Source organism: Ruegeria sp. HKCCD7559 (assembly GCF_013110575.1).
In the GTDB taxonomy this organism is placed as follows: Bacteria; Pseudomonadota; Alphaproteobacteria; order Rhodobacterales; family Rhodobacteraceae; genus Ruegeria.
Genome location: NZ_WVQU01000008.1, coordinates 34,075 through 54,898, shown reverse-complemented (window position 1 = coordinate 54,898; position 20,824 = coordinate 34,075). Strand labels below are relative to the sequence as shown.

Annotated in this window: 20 protein-coding genes; 11 read left to right on the top strand and 9 right to left on the bottom strand. The window is 57.3% G+C overall.

Annotated elements, in window-relative coordinates:
* Window positions 1-245 precede the first annotated feature (245 nt).
* Both GS605_RS17530 and GS605_RS17525 read left to right on the top strand, forming a co-directional pair.
* The gene (locus tag GS605_RS17530; RefSeq protein WP_245218194.1) at window positions 246-2,300 is read left to right on the top strand and encodes an alkyl/aryl-sulfatase; all 2,055 of its coding nucleotides are present in this window, start codon (window positions 246-248) and stop codon (window positions 2,298-2,300) included.
* Window positions 2,301-2,346: 46 nt separating this feature from the next.
* The gene (locus GS605_RS17525; protein WP_171637652.1) at window positions 2,347-2,577 is read left to right on the top strand and encodes a hypothetical protein; all 231 of its coding nucleotides are present in this window, start codon (window positions 2,347-2,349) and stop codon (window positions 2,575-2,577) included.
* Between the two features lie 8 nt (window positions 2,578-2,585).
* Here the strand turns inward: GS605_RS17525 and GS605_RS17520 are convergent, their stop codons facing one another.
* Complete coding sequence (locus GS605_RS17520; protein ID WP_171637654.1) at window positions 2,586-3,836, bottom strand: adenylate/guanylate cyclase domain-containing protein; 1,251 nt, start codon at window positions 3,834-3,836, stop codon at window positions 2,586-2,588.
* 60 nt (window positions 3,837-3,896) lie between these two features.
* Complete coding sequence (locus tag GS605_RS17515) at window positions 3,897-4,349, bottom strand: MarR family winged helix-turn-helix transcriptional regulator (protein WP_171120356.1); 453 nt, start codon at window positions 4,347-4,349, stop codon at window positions 3,897-3,899.
* A 57-nt stretch (window positions 4,350-4,406) separates the two neighbouring features.
* Here GS605_RS17515 and hmgA point away from each other — a divergent pair, with 57 nt between their 5' ends.
* The 7 genes from hmgA to GS605_RS17480 all read left to right on the top strand — a co-directional run bounded on the left by hmgA (window position 4,407) and on the right by GS605_RS17480 (window position 11,235).
* Window positions 4,407-5,762 (top strand): homogentisate 1,2-dioxygenase, encoded by a 1,356-nt coding sequence (gene hmgA, locus GS605_RS17510; RefSeq protein ID WP_171232726.1) that lies wholly within the window; start codon window positions 4,407-4,409, stop codon window positions 5,760-5,762.
* A 218-nt stretch (window positions 5,763-5,980) separates the two neighbouring features.
* Window positions 5,981-7,237 (top strand): fumarylacetoacetase, encoded by a 1,257-nt coding sequence (gene fahA, locus GS605_RS17505; RefSeq protein WP_171724817.1) that lies wholly within the window; start codon window positions 5,981-5,983, stop codon window positions 7,235-7,237.
* A 10-nt stretch (window positions 7,238-7,247) separates the two neighbouring features.
* On the top strand, window positions 7,248-8,198 hold the full coding sequence (locus tag GS605_RS17500) for an MBL fold metallo-hydrolase (protein WP_039541551.1): 951 nt from the start codon (window positions 7,248-7,250) through the stop codon (window positions 8,196-8,198).
* A gap of 133 nt (window positions 8,199-8,331) precedes the next feature.
* Window positions 8,332-9,942, top strand: a complete 1,611-nt coding sequence (locus GS605_RS17495) for an FAD-dependent oxidoreductase (RefSeq protein ID WP_171637659.1) — start codon at window positions 8,332-8,334, stop codon at window positions 9,940-9,942.
* A gap of 5 nt (window positions 9,943-9,947) precedes the next feature.
* Window positions 9,948-10,145, top strand: coding sequence for a DUF2783 domain-containing protein (locus tag GS605_RS17490; protein ID WP_171637661.1), 198 nt, complete (start codon window positions 9,948-9,950; stop codon window positions 10,143-10,145).
* An 11-nt stretch (window positions 10,146-10,156) separates the two neighbouring features.
* Window positions 10,157-10,795: a maleylacetoacetate isomerase gene (maiA, locus tag GS605_RS17485; RefSeq protein WP_171724816.1), complete on the top strand. Its 639-nt coding sequence runs from the start codon at window positions 10,157-10,159 to the stop codon at window positions 10,793-10,795.
* 86 nt (window positions 10,796-10,881) lie between these two features.
* Window positions 10,882-11,235 (top strand): DOPA 4,5-dioxygenase family protein, encoded by a 354-nt coding sequence (locus GS605_RS17480; RefSeq protein WP_152457005.1) that lies wholly within the window; start codon window positions 10,882-10,884, stop codon window positions 11,233-11,235.
* Here the strand turns inward: GS605_RS17480 and GS605_RS17475 are convergent.
* Window positions 11,214-12,842 (bottom strand): acyl-CoA synthetase, encoded by a 1,629-nt coding sequence (locus GS605_RS17475; protein ID WP_171724815.1) that lies wholly within the window; start codon window positions 12,840-12,842, stop codon window positions 11,214-11,216. The two genes, GS605_RS17480 and GS605_RS17475, sit on opposite strands and share 22 nt — an antisense overlap.
* Before the next feature lie 221 nt (window positions 12,843-13,063).
* Here GS605_RS17475 and GS605_RS17470 point away from each other — a divergent pair, with 221 nt between their 5' ends.
* On the top strand, window positions 13,064-14,455 hold the full coding sequence (locus GS605_RS17470) for an aspartate aminotransferase family protein (RefSeq protein WP_171229222.1): 1,392 nt from the start codon (window positions 13,064-13,066) through the stop codon (window positions 14,453-14,455).
* 90 nt (window positions 14,456-14,545) lie between these two features.
* Here GS605_RS17470 and GS605_RS17465 read toward each other — a convergent pair whose 3' ends face one another.
* The 5 genes from GS605_RS17465 to GS605_RS17445 all read right to left on the bottom strand — a co-directional run bounded on the left by GS605_RS17465 (window position 14,546) and on the right by GS605_RS17445 (window position 18,614).
* Entirely contained in the window at window positions 14,546-15,721 is a 1,176-nt protein-coding gene (locus GS605_RS17465) for a peptidase S41 (RefSeq protein WP_171724814.1), read from the bottom strand.
* 126 nt (window positions 15,722-15,847) lie between these two features.
* The gene (rplT, locus tag GS605_RS17460; protein ID WP_008756009.1) at window positions 15,848-16,213 is read right to left on the bottom strand and encodes a 50S ribosomal protein L20; all 366 of its coding nucleotides are present in this window, start codon (window positions 16,211-16,213) and stop codon (window positions 15,848-15,850) included.
* A gap of 14 nt (window positions 16,214-16,227) precedes the next feature.
* Window positions 16,228-16,428, bottom strand: a complete 201-nt coding sequence (rpmI, locus tag GS605_RS17455; protein WP_010443552.1) for a 50S ribosomal protein L35 — start codon at window positions 16,426-16,428, stop codon at window positions 16,228-16,230.
* Window positions 16,429-16,612: 184 nt separating this feature from the next.
* On the bottom strand, window positions 16,613-18,163 hold the full coding sequence (locus GS605_RS17450; RefSeq protein WP_171724813.1) for a sodium:alanine symporter family protein: 1,551 nt from the start codon (window positions 18,161-18,163) through the stop codon (window positions 16,613-16,615).
* A gap of 13 nt (window positions 18,164-18,176) precedes the next feature.
* The gene (locus tag GS605_RS17445; protein ID WP_171724812.1) at window positions 18,177-18,614 is read right to left on the bottom strand and encodes a universal stress protein; all 438 of its coding nucleotides are present in this window, start codon (window positions 18,612-18,614) and stop codon (window positions 18,177-18,179) included.
* Between the two features lie 198 nt (window positions 18,615-18,812).
* On the opposite strand from GS605_RS17445, the gene GS605_RS17440 reads away from it, so the two are divergent.
* The gene (locus GS605_RS17440) at window positions 18,813-19,274 is read left to right on the top strand and encodes an Lrp/AsnC family transcriptional regulator (RefSeq protein ID WP_245218193.1); all 462 of its coding nucleotides are present in this window, start codon (window positions 18,813-18,815) and stop codon (window positions 19,272-19,274) included.
* Between the two features lie 12 nt (window positions 19,275-19,286).
* On the opposite strand, the gene pyk is transcribed toward GS605_RS17440, so the two are convergent.
* A complete protein-coding gene (gene pyk, locus GS605_RS17435) occupies window positions 19,287-20,732 on the bottom strand; it encodes a pyruvate kinase (protein ID WP_171637669.1) in 1,446 nt (481 codons plus the stop codon).
* Between the last annotated feature and the right edge of the window lie 92 nt (window positions 20,733-20,824).

The following is a 20,824-nucleotide window of genomic DNA, read 5'->3' as shown; positions in this document are numbered from 1 at the left end:
ACGTTCATACATGGGATTGAACTCGGGTGGCAACATGTTCGCACTTCACTGATCTTTTTCTCAGGTTAGCAGGAACGTGCAGTTTGCCACGCAGGCAGGCGCCGGAGCCTCAAGGAAGTGGCATTTGTGTTCAAAACAGCTACCGTCCCGTGCGGACGGTCTGATTTTCCCTAGTGGTGTGATTTTATTGCTGCTTCCTTGTCGCTTTCGTTATTTGCATTCAACTCGACAGGAACCGTTTGAACATGGCACGCCGACATACACTTTTTTTCTCTACCGCGCTTTCGATTTTGACGGCTGGTGCCGCGGTCGCGCAGGATCACTTTGACCCCAAGGGCAAGATGCCATCGAAATTCACGGTCGAATTTCAGGAGCAGATGCGCGACTCTCTACCATTTGACGATCAGCGCGATTTTGAAGAAAGCCGCAAAGGTCTGATCGCCGTTCCGGATTATCGCCAAATCAAGACCGAAGACGGCACTGTCGCGTGGGACATCGGCAGCTATGACTTCCTGTTGGAAGAAGGGCAGGATTTCGACTCGATCCATCCATCGCTGCAACGTCAGGCGATCCTGAACATGAACTATGGTCTTTACGAGATTCTGGAAGGCAAGATCTATCAGGTGCGCGGCTTCGATCTGTCGAACATCTCGTTCATCCGCGGCGAGACCGGCTGGATCATCTTCGATCCACTGGCATCGAAGGAAACGGCGGCGGCGGCGTTGAAACTGTTGAATGACACGGTAGGCGAGTTGCCGGTCAAGGCGGTTGTCTATTCGCACTCACATGCCGACCATTACGGCGGTGTCCGTGGTGTCATCACCGATGAAGATGTGGCCAATGGGGTCGAGGTCATCGCACCCGAAGGGTTCATGGAACATGCAGTGTCCGAGAACGTCTATGCAGGAAACGTGATGAACCGCCGTCTGTTCTTCCAATACGGTGTTTTGCTGCCGCGCGATCCGCATGGTCATGTGGATCAGTCGATCGGCAAGAACATCTCGGCCGGAACCACCGGCTTGATCGAGCCGACCCGCTATGTCTCGGACGATTATGAAGAGATCACCATCGACGGTGTGCGCATGATCTTCCAGAATACGCCTGGCACCGAAGCCCCTGCCGAGATGAACACCTATTTCCCCGACCTCAAGGCGTTCTGGGCTGCGGAAAACATCACCGGCACGATCCACAACATCTATACCCTGCGCGGCGCGCTGGTCCGCGATGCGCTCAGCTGGTCGAAGCATATCAATGACGCGCTTTATGAGTTCGGGCAGGAAGCTGAGTTGATGTTCGCTTCGCATTCCTGGCCGCGTTTCGGCAATGATCGCATTCAAGAGGTCATGCGTGCACAGCGCGACACCTACGCCAACCTCAACAACGGAGTGTTGAATCTGGCTAACAAGGGTGTGACCATCAATGAGGTCCATAATGTCTATGAGGTCCCCGAAAGTCTTCGGCAGCAATGGGCTGCGCGCAGCTATCACGGCTCGGTCGAACATAACAGCCGGGCAGTGATCAACCGGTATCTTGGGTATTGGGATGCGAACCCGACCACCTTGACACCTCTGTCGCCCCAGGACAGCGCACCACTGTATGTCGAGATGATGGGCGGTGCCGATCCGATCCTGTCCAAGGGGCAGGACTTGATTGACGCAGGGCAATACTTGCACGCAACCGAGATCCTGAACAAACTGGTCTATGCCGAACCGGAAAATCAGCAAGCCAAGGACCTGCTGGCTGATGCGTTCGAGCAGATCGGCTATCAAAAAGAAAGCCCTTCGGTTCGCAACTCGTTCCTTGGTGCCGCTTACGAATTGCGCAACGGCATCCCGCAAGGTGCAACTATCGAAACCACCGGCCCTGACACGATCCGGGCGATGGAAACCTCAATGTGGCTTGATTTCATAGCCATCCGCGTCAACAGCGAAAAGGCGGCGGGTATGGAATTCACGATCAACCTGTCGATTCCGGACCGGGATGAAAACATCGTCGTCGAGATGAGCAACGCCACGCTGACCCACATCGTTGATCGAAAGGCACCCGACGCAGACCTGTCGATCGTCTTGAACAGAGCGGATCTGGAGAAAGTCATGACCGGAGAGAGCAAGCTTGTCGATATGCTGGCGGACGGAACCGCTCAATCCGAGGGCAACACCGATGTTGTGTCGCAATTGGCTTCGACTCTGGACCAGTTTGATCTTGGGTTCGAGTTGATGCCCGGAACCGGAGCCGCGGACCTGACAGCGCCAGCCAATGACTTTGCTCAACCGCCGCTGGCGAACTCAAACGGAGGCTGAGTTCTACATGGATTGAAACTGGCAAGACCCAAGTCGGCATGGATTCATGGCAGCAGGAATAAAGCTGGCAAAACCCAAAACCGGCTTGGGTCACCTTTTCCGGCAGATATCAGAATTATGTGAGGTTCTGTCGCTTGTCCCCGGTGCAGCATCGGTGGATCTGGGTTCGAACCAGATACTGGCTCAAATCCACAACATACGCGATTATCCGATCAATCCCGGCGGGTTAAAGGCGTTCCATCACGTCTTTCAGCTTCGGCACCGCTGGAAGGAATAGCCGCAGTTTCAATTGGTTTCCGATGGCCCGCCGGGGCTGTACACCGTAAACAGCTCTTTTGGTTCATTCACCCCGCGCAGCATGTAGCGACCGACCGAGACAAGCTCCTGCGCGCAGGGCTGTGCAGCGCGGGCGACATCATCCGAGATCAGGATCCTCTGACCCAAAGACCGGTGCATTCCCGCAATGCGGGCGGCCTGGTTGACAGCCGGGCCGATCACCGTGAAGTCCAGCCGGGTCTCGGACCCGATATTGCCATAGAGAATCTCGCCCGAATGCAAGGCCAGCGTATAGTTGGCCACCGGCAGACCCTGCGCGCGGCGCCTCGCGTTCAGTTCATCCATGCGGGACTGCAATAAGGGCACGGCCTCAAGCGCGGCACGGGCGTCTTCGTCGATCTCTCCGACATCGAACATTGCCATCAGGCCGTCACCCATGAATTTCAGGATGTTGCCGCCCTTGTCATGCACCACACCCACGGCGACGGCCAGATAGTCGTTCAGCATGTCGATGATCTCATGCCCCGGCAGGTCTTCGGACAGCGTGGTGAAGCCTTCGAGGTCGAAATTCCAGATCACAGCGTCGATTTGCTGCAAAGACCCACGCCGAATTTCACCCGACAGAACCCGGCGACCGGCATCCCGCCCCAGATAAACCCGCATCAAATCCTTGGCCAGTTCCTGGTTCTTGGCGGATTTGAGCGCCAGCCCCAGATGCGGCAGTACAGTTTGTATTTGGTTCAGATCGCTGTCTTCGAATCCGTTCGGTGCGTCGCTGGTCCAGGACATCAGAACACCATCGCTGACCTTTTTCGTACCGTCGGGGCGCAGTTGTCTGGCCCCTTCATATGACAGGCCGGTGGCATAATAATCGGTCGCTCCGATTTCACGCAGATCATTCAACAAGGGAAAGCGGCTGGGTTCATTATGGTCGACCAGTTTGACCCGGATTTCATCCAGATCACCGTTCAGCAGCGTATAGAGTGGGCTTTGCTGCCAAACTTCGCTGGGCGTTTCCGTGAACTCAAATTTCTCGGATTCACCGCCCGCGCCGTTGTACCAGCTGTAACCGGTACCTCCGTAAACCGGATGCAGAGTCGACTGCGCCGCATGAAAGCGCATCAAAGGAATACCCATTTCCACCAATCGGGCACAAAACCCTTCCAACAGCTCTTCTTGCCCGGCGCCCTCCAGCCCCTTGCTGACCAGCCATTCGATCAGGGAATGTGAGAAAACTGAAGCGGAATCTGGCAATGTCATTTTGTTGTCCGTATCAAGTATGATCCCCATTTGGGGGCAGGCCGCGTCAATTGCCATAGGTCAGTCCAAACCAGCCAACCTTTGCAGCATTTGTCGCAATAACGCGGCCTCTTCCGGTTTGAACAGGCCTGACAGTTTCGCATCGTAATTGGCAGCAACGCCGCGCAGGTCACGATACACAGCTTGCCCTGCTGGTGTTAGTGTCAACCATTCCGCCCGCCGATCCGCTTCGTCCCGTGTGCGTTTCAGGTATCGACGCTGTTCCAGCTTGGCGACAGCACGGCTGATTTTGGTTTTGTGCATTCTGGCGCGCTCGCCGATTTCTTTGGCGGTCATCTCGCCAAACAAACCCAGATGGAACAATACCCGCCATTCGGTTCTGAGCATCCCATAGCGGCCCTTGTAAACTGCCTGAAACTCTAGCGAAGCCCGTTCGGCCGCCTGATTCAGCAGGAAGGGCAGAAAATTTTGCAGATAAAAGTCATCATTTTTTTCGGATTCATCGTGTGTCATGCTTGTTAGTTACAAAATCAACTATTACCCGACAAGCAGCAAACGGAGGAAAACGCAATGAATCGTCCGACTGATCCGCATACGCTGACACAGGCTGCGACGCCTGTCGGAACTCATGCAGGCTATATGCCTGGCTTTGGAAATGACTTTGAAACCGAGGCCCTGCCCGAGGCCCTGCCGCAAGGCATGAACAGCCCGCAACGGTGCAACTATGGTCTTTACGGAGAGCAGCTGAGCGGCACCGCCTTTACCGCCAACCCGCCCGAGCGCACCTGGTGCTATCGAATTCGCCCATCGGTAAAGCACTCACACCGTTATGAAAAAATCGATCTTCCCTACTGGAAATCGGCCCCCTGCATTGATCCGGATGTGATCAGCCTTGGACAATACCGCTGGGATCCTATCCCGCATTCCGATGAAGGTCTGAACTGGATGACGGGTATGCGGACCATGACGACCGCAGGTGACGTGAACACGCAGGTCGGCATGGCAAGCCACATCTATCTGGTCACGGAATCCATGGTGGATGACTATTTCTTTTCGGCTGATTCCGAATTGCTGGTTGTGCCACAGGAAGGACGCCTGCGATTTGCGACGGAATTGGGAATCATCGACCTGGAACCCAAGGAGATCGCTATCATTCCACGCGGTTTGCTGTACCGGGTCGAGGTTCTGGAAGGCCCTGCGCGCGGCTTTGTCTGCGAGAATTACGGTCAGAAGTTTGAACTGCCGGGTCGCGGACCAATCGGTGCCAACTGCATGGCCAACCCGCGCGACTTCAAGGCGCCGGTGGCCGCTTATGAGGATCGTGAAACCCCTTCTACCGTGACAATCAAATGGTGCGGGCAATTCCACACAACCAAGATCGGCCACAGCCCGCTGGATGTCGTGGCATGGCACGGCAACTATGCGCCCTACAAATACGACCTGCGCAACTATTGCCCCGTCGGCGCGATCCTGTTTGACCACCCCGACCCGTCGATCTTTACAGTTCTGACGGCTCCGTCCGGCCAGCCCGGTACGGCCAATATCGACTTTGTCCTGTTCCGTGAACGCTGGATGGTGATGGAAGACACGTTCCGCCCGCCGTGGTACCACAAGAACATCATGTCCGAGCTGATGGGCAACATCTACGGCCAGTACGACGCGAAACCGCAGGGCTTTGTTCCCGGCGGCACAAGCCTACACAACATGATGATCCCACACGGCCCCGACAGGGAGGCCTTCGACAAGGCGTCATACTCAAACCTGGGGCCGGACAAGCTGGACCAGACAATGTCGTTCATGTTCGAAACCCGCTTCCCGCAGCACCTGACCTCGTTTGCCGCCACCGAAGCGCCGTTGCAGGATGACTATATCGACTGCTGGACATCGCTTGAGAAGAAGTTCGACGGAACGCCGGGTAAGAAATGAGCCACCCATCGGTTCAGTTTCATTGCCGTCGTCCTGCCCGCGCTGAACATGCCGGAGTTGAACCGGTTTCCGAGCCAACGTGCCTCGGCAACCGGTGTGCAGTGACGCCTCGTGCATATGACATGCCACAACCGCGGCGGCTTCGTGCTTTTGCTACCGCCGTTCCAAAGCTAAAATCTTCTCGAACCTCTTAGAACACAACAAAATAGGGGCAAGATATGCCTTTGATGACTTCGTGGGTGGCGTCGGCCAATGACGCGACACATCCGTTCCCACTGAACAATTTGCCTTATGGTGTCTTCTCGACCGAAGGTGATGATCCCCGCTGTGGTGTGGCCATCGGTGACATGATCCTCGACGTCACCGCCGCCGAAGCCGAGGGGTTGATCACCCTGAGCGATGAGCCGCTGTTCGACATGCCGTTCTGGAACCCTCTCATGGAGGAAGGCCCAGCCGTCTGGGCGGCCCTGCGTGAGCGGCTGATCAGCCTGCTGGCCGAGGGTTCAGATGAACAAGCCAAGGTCGAACCGCTGCTTGTCAAACAAGAAGATGCGGAAATGCATCTGCCCTTTGCGGTCAGCGAATACACCGATTTCTACGCAGGCCGAAACCATGCCTTCAACGTGGGCACCATGTTCCGGGGGCCGGAAAACGCCCTGCCACCGAACTGGCTGCACATTCCCATTGGTTACAACGGCCGCGCATCTTCGGTCGTGGTATCAGGCACGGATATTCGCCGCCCCTGGGGTCAGTTGAAAGCCCCCGATCAGGACTTGCCCGCCTTCCTGCCCAGTCGCCGTTTTGACATCGAGCTTGAGATGGGCGCGATTGTCGGAACACCCTCGGATGGTCCGATCACCGTGCAGGAAGCGGATGACAATATCTTCGGTTACGTGCTTCTGAATGACTGGTCCGCGCGCGACATCCAGGCATGGGAATATCAGCCGCTGGGCCCGTTTCAGGCAAAGGCCACGGCAACCTCGATCAGCCCGTGGATCGTGACCAAGGCGGCGCTCGAGCCATTCCGCTGTGACACGCCACCCCGCGAGTTCGAGCTTCTGGATCACCTCAAGGATTGCGGCCCGATGCTCTATGACGTCGATCTGGCGGTCACCATGGCACCTGCCGGGCAACCCGCCTCGACGATTGCCCGGACCAATTACAACCAGATGTACTATTCCGCTGCGCAGCAATTGGCGCATCACACCACATCAGGATGCCCGATGAACACGGGCGACCTGCTGGGATCGGGAACCATTTCCGGGCCAACCAAACCTGAACGTGGCTCGTTGCTGGAGCTTAGCTGGGGCGGCAAGGAACCTCTGACATTGGACAGCGGTGAAACCCGCAGCTTCATCGAGGATGGCGACACGTTGACCCTTACCGGCGCAGCTCGTGGCGACGGCTACACGATCGGCTTCGGTGAATGTGTCGGCACCGTTTTGCCCGCTCTTGAAAACCCATATTCACGATAAGGAACCCACCATGGCCAAGGCATTCGCGTCCCAGGGGGACATGTCGGAAAAAAAGATCAGCTTTACTGAAGTCGGAGAAGGGCTTTATGCCTTTACCGCCGAAGGCGACCCGAATTCGGGTGTAATCATCGGCGACGACAGCGTGATGATTGTCGAGGCGCAGGCGACTCCGCGTCTGGCAAATAAGGTAATCGAATGCGTGCGTTCCGTCACCGACAAACCGATCACGCATGTGGCCCTGACCCACTACCACGCAGTGCGTGTTCTGGGCGCAAGCGCATTCGGCGCGCAGCAGATCCTGATGTCGGACATGGCCCGCGCCATGGTCGTCGAGCGGGGTCAAGAAGACTGGGACAGCGAATTCCAGCGCTTCCCGCGCCTCTTTGAAGGGCATGAAAGCATCCCTGGCCTGACATGGCCCACCACCACCTTCAGCGATACGATGACGGTGTATCTGGGAAACCGCCGGATCGACCTGATGCATCTGGGCCGCGCGCATACAGCTGGCGATATCGTCATCCATGTGCCGGATCAGAACGTGATGTTCACCGGCGATATCGTCGAATATCACTCGGCCTGCTATTGCGGCGACGGTCATTTCAGCGATTGGGGCGACACGCTGGACGAGATCAAGTGGTTCGACGTCGACGCCATCGCACCGGGGCGCGGTGACGCGCTGGTTGGCAAGGACATGGTGAATGCGGCCATCGAGAACACCCGCGATTTTGTCGAAAGCACATACCGGCCGGCGGCGAAGGTTGCCGCGCGCGGCGGGTCCCTGAAAGAGGCCTGGGACGCAGTCCGCGCTGAATGCGATCCGAAGTTCGCCGACTACGCAATCTACGAGCACTGCCTGCCGTTCAACGTGGCCCGCGCCTATGACGAGGCGCGCGGCATTGACACGCCCCGCATCTGGACCGCCCAGCGCGACCTCGAGATGTGGGAAGCCCTGCAAGGCTGACGAAAAACGGTCGAGTTTGATCCAGATCGTTTTTTGCGGCGGGATTCGATGAAACCATAATCTAAGACCTCCGGCGCCCGTCGCCGGGGGACAGGACATGCAGCACATCGGTGCATCTGTTTCGGGGGAGCCCATGAACAAGATCTTTGAAACGCCGCTTTACGGATATGAACGCAGCCCGGATCAGGACAGCCCGACGCCCGTCAGGCGCAAGGTGATCGTTATCGGTGCGGGGCCGGTTGGTCTGGCCGCCGCCATCGATCTGGCCCAGCAAGGGGTCGAAGTTGTGGTTCTGGACGAGAATGACAAAGTCAGCTTCGGCAGCCGCGCCATCTGTTTTTCTCAGCGCACGCTGGAAATCGCAGACCGGCTGGGTTGCGGCCAGCAATTGGTCGACAAAGGTGTGCTGTGGGACCGGGGCAAGGTCTTTTTCGACGACCGTCAGGTCTATGATTTCAACCTTCAGCCGGACGAAGGTTATGCCAACCCGGCCTTCATAAACTTGCAGCAATACCATTTTGAGAACTTCTTTGTGGAACGCGTGCGCGAGTTGCAGACAGAAGGCGCACCGATTGAAATTCGCGGGCGCAACAAGGTTGACGCAATCGGTACGCACGAAGATCACGTTCGGCTGGAGGTCGAAACCCCCGAAGGCCCTTATACACTCGAGGCCGAATGGCTGATCGCCTGCGATGGTGCCGCGTCGCCCACCCGGCGCATGCTGGGCATCGATTTCGAAGGGCGTGTTTTCGAAGACAATTTCCTGATCGCGGACGTGATCATGGATGCCGATTTCCCCTCGGAACGCTGGTTCTGGTTTGACCCGCCGTTCAATCGCGGGCAATCCGCGCTTTTGCACAAACAACCCGACAATGTCTGGCGTATTGACCTGCAACTGGGTTGGGACATCGACAAGGAACGCGAAAAGCGCCCCGAGAATGTGATCCCGCGCCTCAAGGCGATGCTGGGCGATGACGTCGAGTTTCAGCTGGAGTGGGTCTCGATCTATACGTTCCAGTGTCGCCGCATGGAGAGCTTCCGCAAAGGGCGTGTCCTATTCGCAGGCGACAGCGCGCACCAGGTCAGCCCCTTTGGCGCGCGCGGTGCCAATTCCGGCCTGCAAGACACTGACAACCTGTGCTGGAAACTGAAACTGGTGCTGGATGGGAAAGCCCCCGAAAGCCTGCTGGACAGCTACAACGCGGAACGCGTGCACGGGGCTGATGAGAACATCCAGAAATCCAGCCGCTCCACCGATTTCATCACGCCGAAATCCGAAATGTCGCGGGTTCTGCGGGATGCGGTTCTGGACCTCAGCGAGAAGTACGAATTTGCGCGTCCGTTGGTGAATTCGGGACGCCTGAGTCAACCTTGCACCTATGACGGCTCGACCCTGAATTCTGCCGACGCGCTGGATGGCCCAGCCGAAACGCGCCCCGGCTCGGCCTGCCCGGACGCGCCGCTGGGTGATGCGTTCCTGTTGCCCAAACTGGCAGGCAAATTCACCCTTTTGACGATTGACGCGGATGCCCCGGAGGTGCTGGAAGAAGACGGGGTCGAGGTCACGCGGTTGGCGCTGTCGGTCAAGGATGACCAGACCCTGGCGCTGAAACGTCGCTATCTGGGCGACGCAACCAGCGCGGTTTATCTGATCCGTCCTGATCAGCACGTGGCGGCGCGCCGGGACAGTTATGAAGAAAACAGTTTCCGCCATGCAATCCGCAGAGCCTGTGGTAAGGAGTGAGCGAGATGTCTGACCTGATCCTTTCCCCGAATATCGACGATGCTGACGACTTCTATGCCGAGCTGCTGGCCGCGCATGAAGGGCTTGAAAAAGCCGACAGTGACGCGCTGAACGCCCGACTGGTTCTGGTGCTGGCCAATCACATCGGCGACAAGGCGGTGTTGTCTGACGCTATTCGCGCCGCCACCCTGGCCGACACGTGACGGATTCGAATGTGAGCAAAACCGTCCTTTATGACTATTGGCGGTCCTCGGCCAGCTATCGGGTGCGGATCGCCCTGAATCTGGCCGGGATCGACTATCGCGCGGTTGTCGTCGACCTGGTGGGCGGCGAACACAAAAGCGATGCACATATTGCGCGAAATCCACAAGGGTTGGTTCCGGTGCTGGATATTGACGGGCAGCGGCTGACTCAGTCTCTGGCCATTCTCGACTATCTGGACAAGACACGTGAATTGAACCTTCTGCCCGACGATGCAGCAGGGCGCGCGCGCGTGCAGGCGCTGGCCTATGCGATTGCGGTGGACATTCACCCTGTTTGCAACCTTTCAGTTGCTCGCCATGCGACCACCCTCAGCAAAGATCCGACCGACATGCCCGGAGAGTGGATGCGGCACTTCATCCGGCCGGGGTTGCAGGCCTTCGAGACCATGTTGGGTGAGTTTGAACAAACCCCCTATTGCGTTGGTTCACAGCCCGGCCTCGCCGACATCTGCCTGATCCCGCAGATCTACAATGCACGCCGGTGGAAGGTCGACTTGTCGGACATGCCGCGTCTGCTGGGTGTCGAAAAGGCCTGTGCCGATCACCCCGCATTTGTCGCGGCGCATCCTGACAGGCACGCACCCCAATAAGCTTGCACAGGTCCTGTGTGCCGGTGTGCCTAGGCGTTCGTCGCAATCGGACTTAGCTTTGTTTCATCAAAGCAAAAGAGGTTCTGATGCCCGAGATCACCGGATACCACGCCCATGTCTATTTCGACGCCGATACGCAGCACACGGCGCAACAGGTCTGCGAAGAGGCCGCCCGTCTGTTCCCCGTCCGGATGGGGCGCATGCATAGCCGCAATGTTGGCCCCCACCCGCGCTGGAGCTGCCAGTTGAGCTTTGCCGCTGATGCCTTCGATCAGGTCACTCCGTGGTTGATGCTGAACCGGCGAGGTCTTACCGTTTTCACCCACCCGGAAACCGGCGACCATCTGGCCGATCACCGCGATCGCGCGATTTGGATGGGTGAAATGCTGGATCTGGACCTGTCGATCTTTGACACGCTTCAGCCCAGCGCCCGCGCCTGATCCCGCAGAACGAATTTCTGCACCTTGCCGGTTGAAGTCTTCGGCAGGGTGCCAAACACCACGGTCTTGGGCGCTTTGAAATGGGCCATGTTGTCCCGGCAAAAGGCAATCAGCTCTGCCTCGGTCGCGGTTGTACCAGGCTTCAGCTCGACAAAGGCACAGGGGGTTTCGCCCCATTTCTCGTCTGGCCGGGCCACAACCGCCGCTTCCATTACTGCCGGGTGTTTGTAGAGAATGCCCTCGACCTCGACGGAGGAGATGTTCTCGCCGCCTGAAATGATAATGTCCTTGGACCGATCTTTGAGCGCGATATAGCCATCCGGATGCATGACGCCCAAATCGCCGGATGCAAACCAGCCGCCCTTGAAGGCCCCATCGGTGGCATTAGGGTTCTTGAGATACCCTTTCATCACCACGTTGCCCTGCATAAAGATCTCGCCCATGGTTTCGCCATCCGCGGGCACGGGCTCCATCGTTTCGGGATCGGCCACCATCAGGCCAGACAGTGCCGTATACCGCACGCCCTGCCGTACTTTCAGGGCAGCACGGTCTTCGGGTCCCTTGTCGTTCCATTCATCCTTCCAGGCACAAACGACCGAAGGCCCATAGGTCTCGGTCAGGCCATAAACGTGCGTGACTTCGACCCCCATCGCCTCCATCGCTTCGATCACGGCGGCCGGCGGCGGAGCGCCCGCGGTCATCACCTTGATCTGATGGTCAAAGTCCTTCAGTTCATCCGGCGCGTGGGCCAACATGTTCAAAACGATGGGAGCGCCACAGAAATGGGTGACTTTCTCATCCCGGAATGCCGCATAGATCGGCTCGGCGCGCACGGCGCGCAGACAGACGGACACGCCCGCATTGGCGGCCATGGCCCAGGGGAAGCACCAGCCGTTGCAGTGAAACATCGGCAAGGTCCACAGATAGATCGAATGCTTGGGCATATCCCAGTCCAGCAAATCCGATTGTGCATTCAGGGTGGCGCCGCGGTGATGATAGACCACGCCCTTGGGATTGCCCGTTGTGCCGGACGTATAGTTCAGTGTGATCGCGTCCCATTCATCCTCGGGCAGTGACCAGTCAAATTCCGGGTCTCCCTCTGAAATCAGGGCGTCATAGGTCAGGCTGCCCAGCCTTTCACCGCCTTCAAAGCTGGGATCCTCGATGTCGATTACCAGAATGTCATGATCAACCTGCTCCAGCGCCTCCTTCACGACGCCGGAAAACTCGGGGTCAACCAACAACGCCTTGGTTTCGGCGTGGTTCAGGATGAAAGCGACTATCGGAGCATCCAGACGCGTGTTGATGGCATTCAAAACGGCGCCCGCCATGGGCACACCAAAATGCGTTTCGTACATCTCGGGGATGTTTGCGGCGATAATTGATACGGTATCTCCCTTTCCGATACCCCGCGCATTCAGGGCCCCCGCCAGCCGGCGGCACCGGGCATAGGTTTCAGCCCAGGTATACCGCCGCTCACCATAAACGACCGACGGGTAATCGGGATAAACCTGCGCCGTGCGCTCAATGAAGGAGAGGGGCGACAAGGGTGTGTAATTCGCCCGGCATTTGTCCAAATGACGCTCATAGATATTGGTCGCTGCCAACTGCTGATCCTCCCTGCACTCGGTTTGCGCGACTTGAGCATAAACTTGGTGCTCTGACAAATCCGTAGTATTACGGTCCCCTTATTGACTGGCAATACGGGATGGTGCGATCTGGCCCTACTTAGATCCGGCCATTCGCGGTGATCTGAAGTATCTTAAACATATGCCGGGGCACGCCATCTCTGCACCCCGTGCACCGCACCTCACTGAAAGGACTTGTCATGGACGGCACGTTCAACGAAAACGATCTTTCCCGCGTGGTCGAAGCCGACCGCGCCCATATCTGGCACCATCTGATTCAGCATAAACCCTTTGAAACCAACGATCCCCGCATCATTGTCGAAGGCAAAGGCATGCGCGTCTGGGACCAGAAAGGCAAAGAGCATCTGGATGCGGTTTCCGGCGGCGTCTGGACTGTGAACGTCGGCTATGGCCGCGAATCGATTTGCAAGGCCGTTTACGACCAGCTGATGAAACTGTGCTATTTCGCCAATTCGGCCGGTTCGATCCCCGGCGCGATCTTTGCCGAGCAACTGATCGACAAGATGCCCGGCATGAGCCGCGTGTATTACACCAATTCGGGCTCTGAAGCGAACGAGAAGGCGTTCAAGATGGTGCGCCAGATCGCGCACAAGAAGTACGGCGGCAAGAAGACCAAGATTCTGTATCGCGACCGCGACTATCACGGTTCGACTCTGGCAACCATGTCGGCAGGCGGTCAGGACGAGCGCACCGCACAATACGGACCTTTTGCACCTGATTTCGTCCGCGTGCCGCACTGCATGGAATACCGCAAGCACGAGCTGGATGGTGCACCGGAAGAGAACTTCGGCGAATGGGCCGCAGATCAGATCGAACAGGTCATCCTGCGCGAAGGCCCCGACACCGTTGGCGCGCTGTGCCTTGAGCCAGTGACCGCAGGTGGCGGCGTGATCGAAGCGCCCGAAGGATACTGGCAGCGCGTGCAGGAGATCTGCAAGAAATACGACGTGCTGCTGCATATCGACGAGGTTGTCTGCGGCGTGGGCCGCACCGGCACATGGTTCGGTTATCAGCAATACGGCATCAAGCCGGATTTCGTGACCATGGCCAAAGGCGTCGCCTCGGGCTATGCCGCGATTGCCTGCATGGTCACCACCGAGGAAGTCTTTGACATGTTCAAGGATGATGCTTCGGACCCGATGAGCTATTTCCGCGACATCTCGACCTTTGGTGGCTGCACTGCCGGTCCGGCGGCTGCGATCGAAAACATGCGCATCATCGAGGATGAAAACCTGCTGGGCAATTGCGCGGCCATGGGTGACCGCATGATGGGCAACCTTCAGGCGCTGATGGAAAAGCACAAGGTTATTGGCGACGTGCGCGGCAAGGGCCTGTTCCTGGGTGCCGAGCTGGTCGCAGACCGTGGTTCTAAAGAGCCGGTGGACGAGAAACTGGCGCAGGCGGTTGTGGCCGACTGTATGAACCAGGGCGTGATCATCGGCGTCACCAACCGCTCGATCCCAAGCCGCAACAACACGCTGTGCTTCTCGCCCGCCCTGATCGCCACGGCGGATGACATCGACCAGATCACCGACGCGGTCGATGGCGCGCTGGGGCGTGTGTTCGGATAAGTTACCTTAACGGAACCTATGAAAACCGGCGCTAAAATGCGCCGGTTTTTTCGCTCGCATGGCATCTACGCGGACTTTCCTGCCATTCGTCTAATTTCTCAGACTTCTGAGAATTCGTTGATAGAACGCGCCGTTTGCATCTTCAGCGGTAGGTTCGTTGATCAATTCCCAATCCAAATCCAGTGGTCCAGCCGGAACTAGTTGCCGCGCGATCTCGGCTGGTGTGGTTTCATCGCTGGTTCCGCTCTCCCAATCGTGAAAAGCCGATGAGTATCGAACGACCGCCCCGCTGGTGGGCAAATCGAGCGAACCTCCCTCGGCAAAAAACGTCAACCCGTCACCCATTTCTTCCCCTATGAGCTTGAGCCTAGGTCCCAATCGATGTTTGAGGATGGCGACAAAAACTATCGCAGCCGAAAACGTGAATTTATCGACAAGCACAACAACCTGCCTGCTTGCGTTTTCAGAGATGGCGTCGATCAAGGGCATCGTTTTAAGAAAGTCGCCACCGGTGTTTCCACGAATATCAATCAAGAGCGTTTTTTCCGAGCAAACGCTTACTTGTTCTGCTGCACCTGAGATGGCTTTCGGCAGCGCACCTTCTCCTGAATCGAGAAAACTGGGCAACAGTATCGAAAGCCCGAGTCCCCGCCAGCCCTTAGTCTCCACAAGTCTCTCGGGTGTCCAAGCCGGATCGGCCCGGCCATGCTCGTTTCTCGGGTAGAGCGTTGATGCAGGAACCGTATGACTGTTTTCCACTTTGAATTCGGATATCTGACCGTTCTCGTCTTGCACCCGATACTCGGTCGTTTCGTCTTTTGAGGAAAAACCGAGACGAGACAAAGCATGGGGCCACACGAGTATAATCGATCCGATTACCCGTTTCCTTTGGCGCGTTCCTGCCAGAAATGTTCCTGAGGCGGCTTCGATTTGGCTTAACGGTGTACCGTTGACTGCAACCAGCTTTCCTCTGGGCGCAGTTGTTTCTGGTGCCGTACCAACTAACTGGATGGCAGTTCCGATGCTCACGAATCTCAGCGGGAGCACCGAGATGGCATCATTCGGAATCAGCCGTGTGTGCCCGTTGTCGGGAAGTGCCAGTAGGCGCATTGTTGAAAACAGAAAGGCCTCTTTTAGACCTTCTGAAGCGTATCTTCGGGCATCACTAATGCAACTGTCTATCGCCGTCTGTGCGATCCGCCGAAAGCTGGGATCACGTGGCAAGGCAGTTTCTAAAACTTGCTCAAAGTCTTGTACCAGCGACATAGTTTAAGGTGCGCACGACTGCCGGACGATGTCCAGAGTGTGCTTAACACCGACGTCCAATCCATGGAAAACAAAAAAGCCGCCCCAAATGGGACGGCCTTTCTTTCACTGTCTCTCGAAAGAGGATCAGGCAGCCAGAGCGGCCTGAGCTTTAGCGACGATCGCGCCGAACGCTTCCGGTTCGTGCACGGCCAGGTCGGCCAGAACTTTGCGGTCCACCTCGATACCGGCTAGGTTCAGGCCGTTGATGAAGCGGGAATATGTCAGTGCCTCGTCATGCGAACGCACAGCAGCGTTGATACGCTGGATCCACAGGGCGCGGAAGTTGCGCTTGCGGTTCTTGCGGTCGCGGGTTGCATACTGGTTGGCCTTGTCGACGGCCTGACGGGCAACCTTGAAGGTGCTTTTACGGCGGCCATAGTAACCTTTGGCGGCCTTGATGACCTTCTTGTGACGGGCGTGAGTTACGGTTCCACCTTTAACGCGGGACATCTCTTAATCTCCTCTTAGCGGTCGTAGGGCATGTAGCCCTTGACGATCTTGGCGTCGGGGGCGGACAGGGTGGTGTTGCCACGGGCGTCGCGGATGAATTTCTTGGTCCGCTTGATCATGCCGTGCCGTTTGCCGGCCTGGCCAGCAAGGACCTTACCGGTCGCAGTCACCTTGAAGCGCTTTTTGGCGCTCGACTTGGTCTTCATCTTAGGCATTTCCGTCTCCTTTTTCGGGTTCGGTTCCAGACGCGACTCGGCATGCCATCTCGGCCGGTCACGCGATCAGAAGCGCCGTTTACGCAAGTTCGGTCATACTGGCAAGGGGGTTTGGATCAGATTCTGCGCTTTTTGCCGGCTGATCGGGCACTGGGGCGACAAAGGCCGCCCCAGTGATTGGGTTTTAGTGTTCGAATTTCCGGATTTCACCGGTTTTCAGGCGCTCGGAATACGAAGCCAGCTCCTGACGCACCACTTTCATCAGGAAGTAGAGCGCAAAGACGTTGACCACCGCCATCGCAAAGATCGCCGCATCCGAGAAGTCGATGACCGGGCCAAGGTTGGCTGCGGCACCGATGACGACGAAGATGCAGAAGATGATCTTGAACACCAGCTCTTTGGTGTGACCCTCACCAAACAGGTAGGTCCAGGCCTTGAGGCCATAGTAGGACCAGCTGATCATGGTCGAGAAGGCAAACAGGATCACCGCAACCGCCAGGATATACGGGAAGAAACCGAACGCGCTGCCGAAGGCGGCAGAAGTCAGGCTGACACCCGAGTTGCCGTCAACAGTGGCAATCGCCGTGCCGGCCTCATTCAGCATGTAGTTTCCGGTTTCCGGATCGATGATCAATTGCTGGGTGATGATGATGACCAGAGCGGTCATTGTGCAGATCACCACTGTGTCGATGAACGGTTCCAGCAAGGAAACGAAGCCTTCCGTGATCGGTTCCTTGGTCCGAACAGCCGAGTGCGCAATCGCTGCCGAGCCAACACCCGCTTCGTTCGAAAACGCCGCACGTTTGAAGCCCTGGATCAACGCCCCGACCATGCCGCCTGCAACACCCAGACCGGTGAAGGCGCCGGCGAAGATCTGACCAAAGGCCCAGCCGATCATATCCGCATTCATCAAGATGATGACCAGAGCGGTCAGAACGTAGAGAACGCCCATGAACGGCACCACCTTCTCGGTCACCCGTGCGATAGACTTCAAGCCGCCGACGATGACCATGAAAACAACCGCTGCGAAGACCAGCCCGGTAATCCAGCCCGGATAGTCACCCACGATTCCCGCGATCTGCTGATGCGCCTGATTGGCCTGGAACATGTTGCCCCCACCCAGCGCGCCAAGGATACAGAAGATCGAGAACAAAACCGCAAGGATCTTGCCGCCCGGCAAGCCCAGTTCGTTGAACCCTTTGGACATATAGTACATCGGGCCACCCGAAACGGTGCCATCTTCGTACTCGTTGCGGTATTTCACGCCCAGCGTACATTCGGTGAATTTCGACGCCATCCCCAGAAGACCGGCCAAGATCATCCAGAAGGTTGCGCCCGGTCCGCCGATGCCGACGGCGACGGCAACACCCGCGATATTCCCCAGACCGACTGTTCCGGACAGCGCCGTGGCCAGAGCCTGAAAATGGCTGACCTCGCCTGCATCATTGGGGTCGGAATAGTCACCTTTGACAAGACTGATTGCGTGGCCAAAAAACCGCATCTGCACAAAAGCAAAATACAGCGTGAAGACCGTCGCAGCGATCACCAGCCACATCACGATCCATGGGAAGCTGGTCCCGGGGAATGGCGCGAAGATGAAGCTGACGAATGGACCGGTCAGATCAGCGAATGTCTGATTGATTTTTTCATCAAGCCCCGGAGCATCTTGCGCAAAGGCAGGGCTGGCGACAATGGCGGCTGCCATCGAGGCGCCGAGTTGTTTGAGCATTCTCATTTTGTCCCTCCCTTCAGTTCACAACCGTGACCGGAACATCGGCATGCATCACAAGGTTCTGGGTCGAGCTGCCGAAGATACGTTTCTTGATCCCGTCCGCCGAAGACCGGCCGACAACGATCTGCGAGCCGCCCATTTCCATTGTAATGGCGTTCAAGGTCTCGGCCACGTCGCCGTGGCGAACGACACCGTGCGCTTCAAAACCAGCCTCTCTGAGGGCCTCAACGGCAGGTGTCACGATACGTGACGTCGCCAGATCAACCTCTTCTTCCCGTCGCTTGTGACGCTGTGCGTTTTCTTCCGGTGTCTGAAAGGTGTAAGGGGACCATTCGATCACATAAGCGACCACCAGTTCACACGACCCGATCAACTTTGCCAAATCCTTGGCAAAGGCAATCACGCGCTCACCGGTCTCTGTCCCGTCGAGTCCTATGACAATCTTTGTTGTCATGTCGTTCCTCCATTATTTTTCATTTGGCCGAGGCCCGTGCCCCCGGCAGGGCAGCCGGAACTTGGAACTTTCAATAAGACCACCCTTTGGTAAGTATCAGGAATTTTCACTAGGAATTGGGGATTTTTTTGGTCTATACTCAGTGGAAATTGTCGTTTTGCACTAAAATAACAGGAAGTTTTACTGATTAGTAGAGAATTGGACAATATCGATCAACGCATCCTGCACGAGCTTGAGGCCAATGGCCGGCTCTCAATAGTTGAGCTTGCGGCGCGCGTAAACCTTACGAATACGCCCTGTTCCGAACGTGTGAAACGGCTGGAAAAGAACGGCTATATCAAGGGCTATAGCGCCATCGTCGACAAAGAGAGAATGGGCCTGGCCCTTCTGACCGTCGTACAGGTGTCGTTGACCGCAACGGCCGAGCAATCCCTGGAAAAATTCAACGAGGCCGTACGCGATGTGCCGGAAATCGAAAGCTGCCTGATGGTGGCAGGGTCGTTCGATTATCTTTTGACTGTCCGCACCCGCGATATCGCGCATTTCCGGATGATACTGGGCGAGAAAATCAACAAGCTGCCCGGGATTCACCAAACCAGCTCATTCACGGTCATGGAGGCCGTGAAAGAGCCGGTTGGTCAACGGGTGTCCGGGCTTTGATACCCGTTCTGGTTATTCGGGATCCGTGCTGTAGATCAGTCGCTCGTCACAAGGTGCCACGCGCAGAATGTTGGTGGTTCCCGGTACGTTGAACGGCACCCCGGCGGTGACAACGATCTGGTCAGTTTCAGTTGCAAAGCCCCCTGCCCTTGCGGCGCGCGCTGCGTTTACAACCGCGCTTTTGAACCGTTCAAGCTCGGGCGTCATGACGCAGTTGCAACCCCAGCTCAGGCAGAGTCTGCGCGCCGTTCCCATCAGCGACGTCATCGCGATAATCGGAACACCGGGACGTTCGCGCGCGGTCAATGCGGCTGTCGTGCCACTTTGCGTAAAGCAGCAGATCGCTTTGATATCGGTTTTCTCGGCTATTTCACGCGCGGCGGCGACGATCCCGTCCGCAACGGTGGTTCCCTTGGCGGTACGCGAGGCTGCGATGATCTGCGTATACGTCGGGTCGGCTTCGACTTCGATGGCAACCTTGTTCATCGTCTGCACCGCTTCGATCGGATAGGCACCGGCAGCCGATTCCGCGCTGAGCATGATGGCATCAGTGCCTTCGTAGATCGCCGTCGCAACGTCCGACACTTCGGCACGGGTCGGCATCGGGCTTTCGATCATGCTTTCCAGCATCTGTGTGGCGACGATGACGGGCTTGGCTGCCCCACGGCATTTACGGACCAGTCGTTTCTGGATCGGAGGCACGGCAGACACGGGCAGTTCCACACCCAGGTCGCCGCGTGCCACCATGATCCCGTCCGACGCATCAAGGATGTCGTCAAACGCCTCAACTGCCGCAGGCTTTTCAATCTTGGACAGGATCGCTGCGCGACCATCCGCAAGCGCGCGAGCCTCGAAAACGTCCTTGGCGCGCTGCACGAAGCTCAGCGCCAACCAGTCCACACCCAGTTGGCAGACAAACTCCAGATCCTCTCGGTCCTTGGCCGACAAAGCCGCCAGCGGCAGCACCACATCAGGAACGTTGACACCCTTGCGGTTCGAGATCGTGCCACCCACCTCGACCGTGCAATTTGCAAAATCCTGCCCACAGTCCTGAACGATCAGTCGGATCTTGCCGTCATTCACCAGCAGGCGCGCGCCCGGCTCAAGCGCCGCAAAAATCTCGGGATGCGGCAGGCAGACACGTTTGGTGTCGCCCGCAGCAGGGTCGAGGTCGAGCCGGAAGGACGCACCTTCTTCCAGCTCCTCTGCTTCATTGGCAAAGACACCAACGCGCAGCTTGGGCCCCTGAAGGTCGGCCAGAATGGCAATCGGGCTGTCCAGATCCTTTTCCACCTGCCGAATGATCTTGTGCCGTTCGCGGATCTCATCATGGCTGCCATGGCTCATGTTCAGACGAAAGACATCCGCGCCAGCCTCGTGCAGGGCACGAATTGTGTCATAGTCATTTGACGCTGGCCCCAGCGTCGCCACGATTTTCACATTTCTCAGGCGTCGCATTGGCATAGACCTCCTTACGTCATCTCAAGTTTGCAGATCAGATTTCGCGAAATGTTACCGCAAACATCATTTCGATGCTTATTGCGCAATTC

Excerpts from the sequence above, each read along its gene's own strand:
- GS605_RS17450 (WP_171724813.1), bottom strand. The coding sequence starts at position 18,163 with ATGAGAATGCTCAAACAACTCGGCGCCTCGATGGCAGCCGCCATTGTC.
- GS605_RS17480 (WP_152457005.1), top strand. The coding sequence starts at position 10,882 with ATGCCCGAGATCACCGGATACCACGCCCATGTCTATTTCGACGCCGAT.
- rplT (WP_008756009.1), bottom strand. The coding sequence starts at position 16,213 with ATGTCCCGCGTTAAAGGTGGAACCGTAACTCACGCCCGTCACAAGAAG.
- rpmI (WP_010443552.1), bottom strand. The coding sequence starts at position 16,428 with ATGCCTAAGATGAAGACCAAGTCGAGCGCCAAAAAGCGCTTCAAGGTG.
- GS605_RS17500 (WP_039541551.1), top strand. The coding sequence starts at position 7,248 with ATGGCCAAGGCATTCGCGTCCCAGGGGGACATGTCGGAAAAAAAGATC.
- GS605_RS17470 (WP_171229222.1), top strand. The coding sequence starts at position 13,064 with ATGGACGGCACGTTCAACGAAAACGATCTTTCCCGCGTGGTCGAAGCC.
- GS605_RS17465 (WP_171724814.1), bottom strand. The coding sequence starts at position 15,721 with ATGTCGCTGGTACAAGACTTTGAGCAAGTTTTAGAAACTGCCTTGCCA.
- GS605_RS17495 (WP_171637659.1), top strand. The coding sequence starts at position 8,332 with ATGAACAAGATCTTTGAAACGCCGCTTTACGGATATGAACGCAGCCCG.
- GS605_RS17525 (WP_171637652.1), top strand. The coding sequence starts at position 2,347 with ATGGCAGCAGGAATAAAGCTGGCAAAACCCAAAACCGGCTTGGGTCAC.
- GS605_RS17490 (WP_171637661.1), top strand. The coding sequence starts at position 9,948 with ATGTCTGACCTGATCCTTTCCCCGAATATCGACGATGCTGACGACTTC.
- pyk (WP_171637669.1), bottom strand. The coding sequence starts at position 20,732 with ATGCGACGCCTGAGAAATGTGAAAATCGTGGCGACGCTGGGGCCAGCG.
- GS605_RS17530 (WP_245218194.1), top strand. The coding sequence starts at position 246 with ATGGCACGCCGACATACACTTTTTTTCTCTACCGCGCTTTCGATTTTG.
- fahA (WP_171724817.1), top strand. The coding sequence starts at position 5,981 with ATGCCTTTGATGACTTCGTGGGTGGCGTCGGCCAATGACGCGACACAT.
- GS605_RS17515 (WP_171120356.1), bottom strand. The coding sequence starts at position 4,349 with ATGACACACGATGAATCCGAAAAAAATGATGACTTTTATCTGCAAAAT.
- GS605_RS17445 (WP_171724812.1), bottom strand. The coding sequence starts at position 18,614 with ATGACAACAAAGATTGTCATAGGACTCGACGGGACAGAGACCGGTGAG.
- hmgA (WP_171232726.1), top strand. The coding sequence starts at position 4,407 with ATGAATCGTCCGACTGATCCGCATACGCTGACACAGGCTGCGACGCCT.
- GS605_RS17520 (WP_171637654.1), bottom strand. The coding sequence starts at position 3,836 with ATGACATTGCCAGATTCCGCTTCAGTTTTCTCACATTCCCTGATCGAA.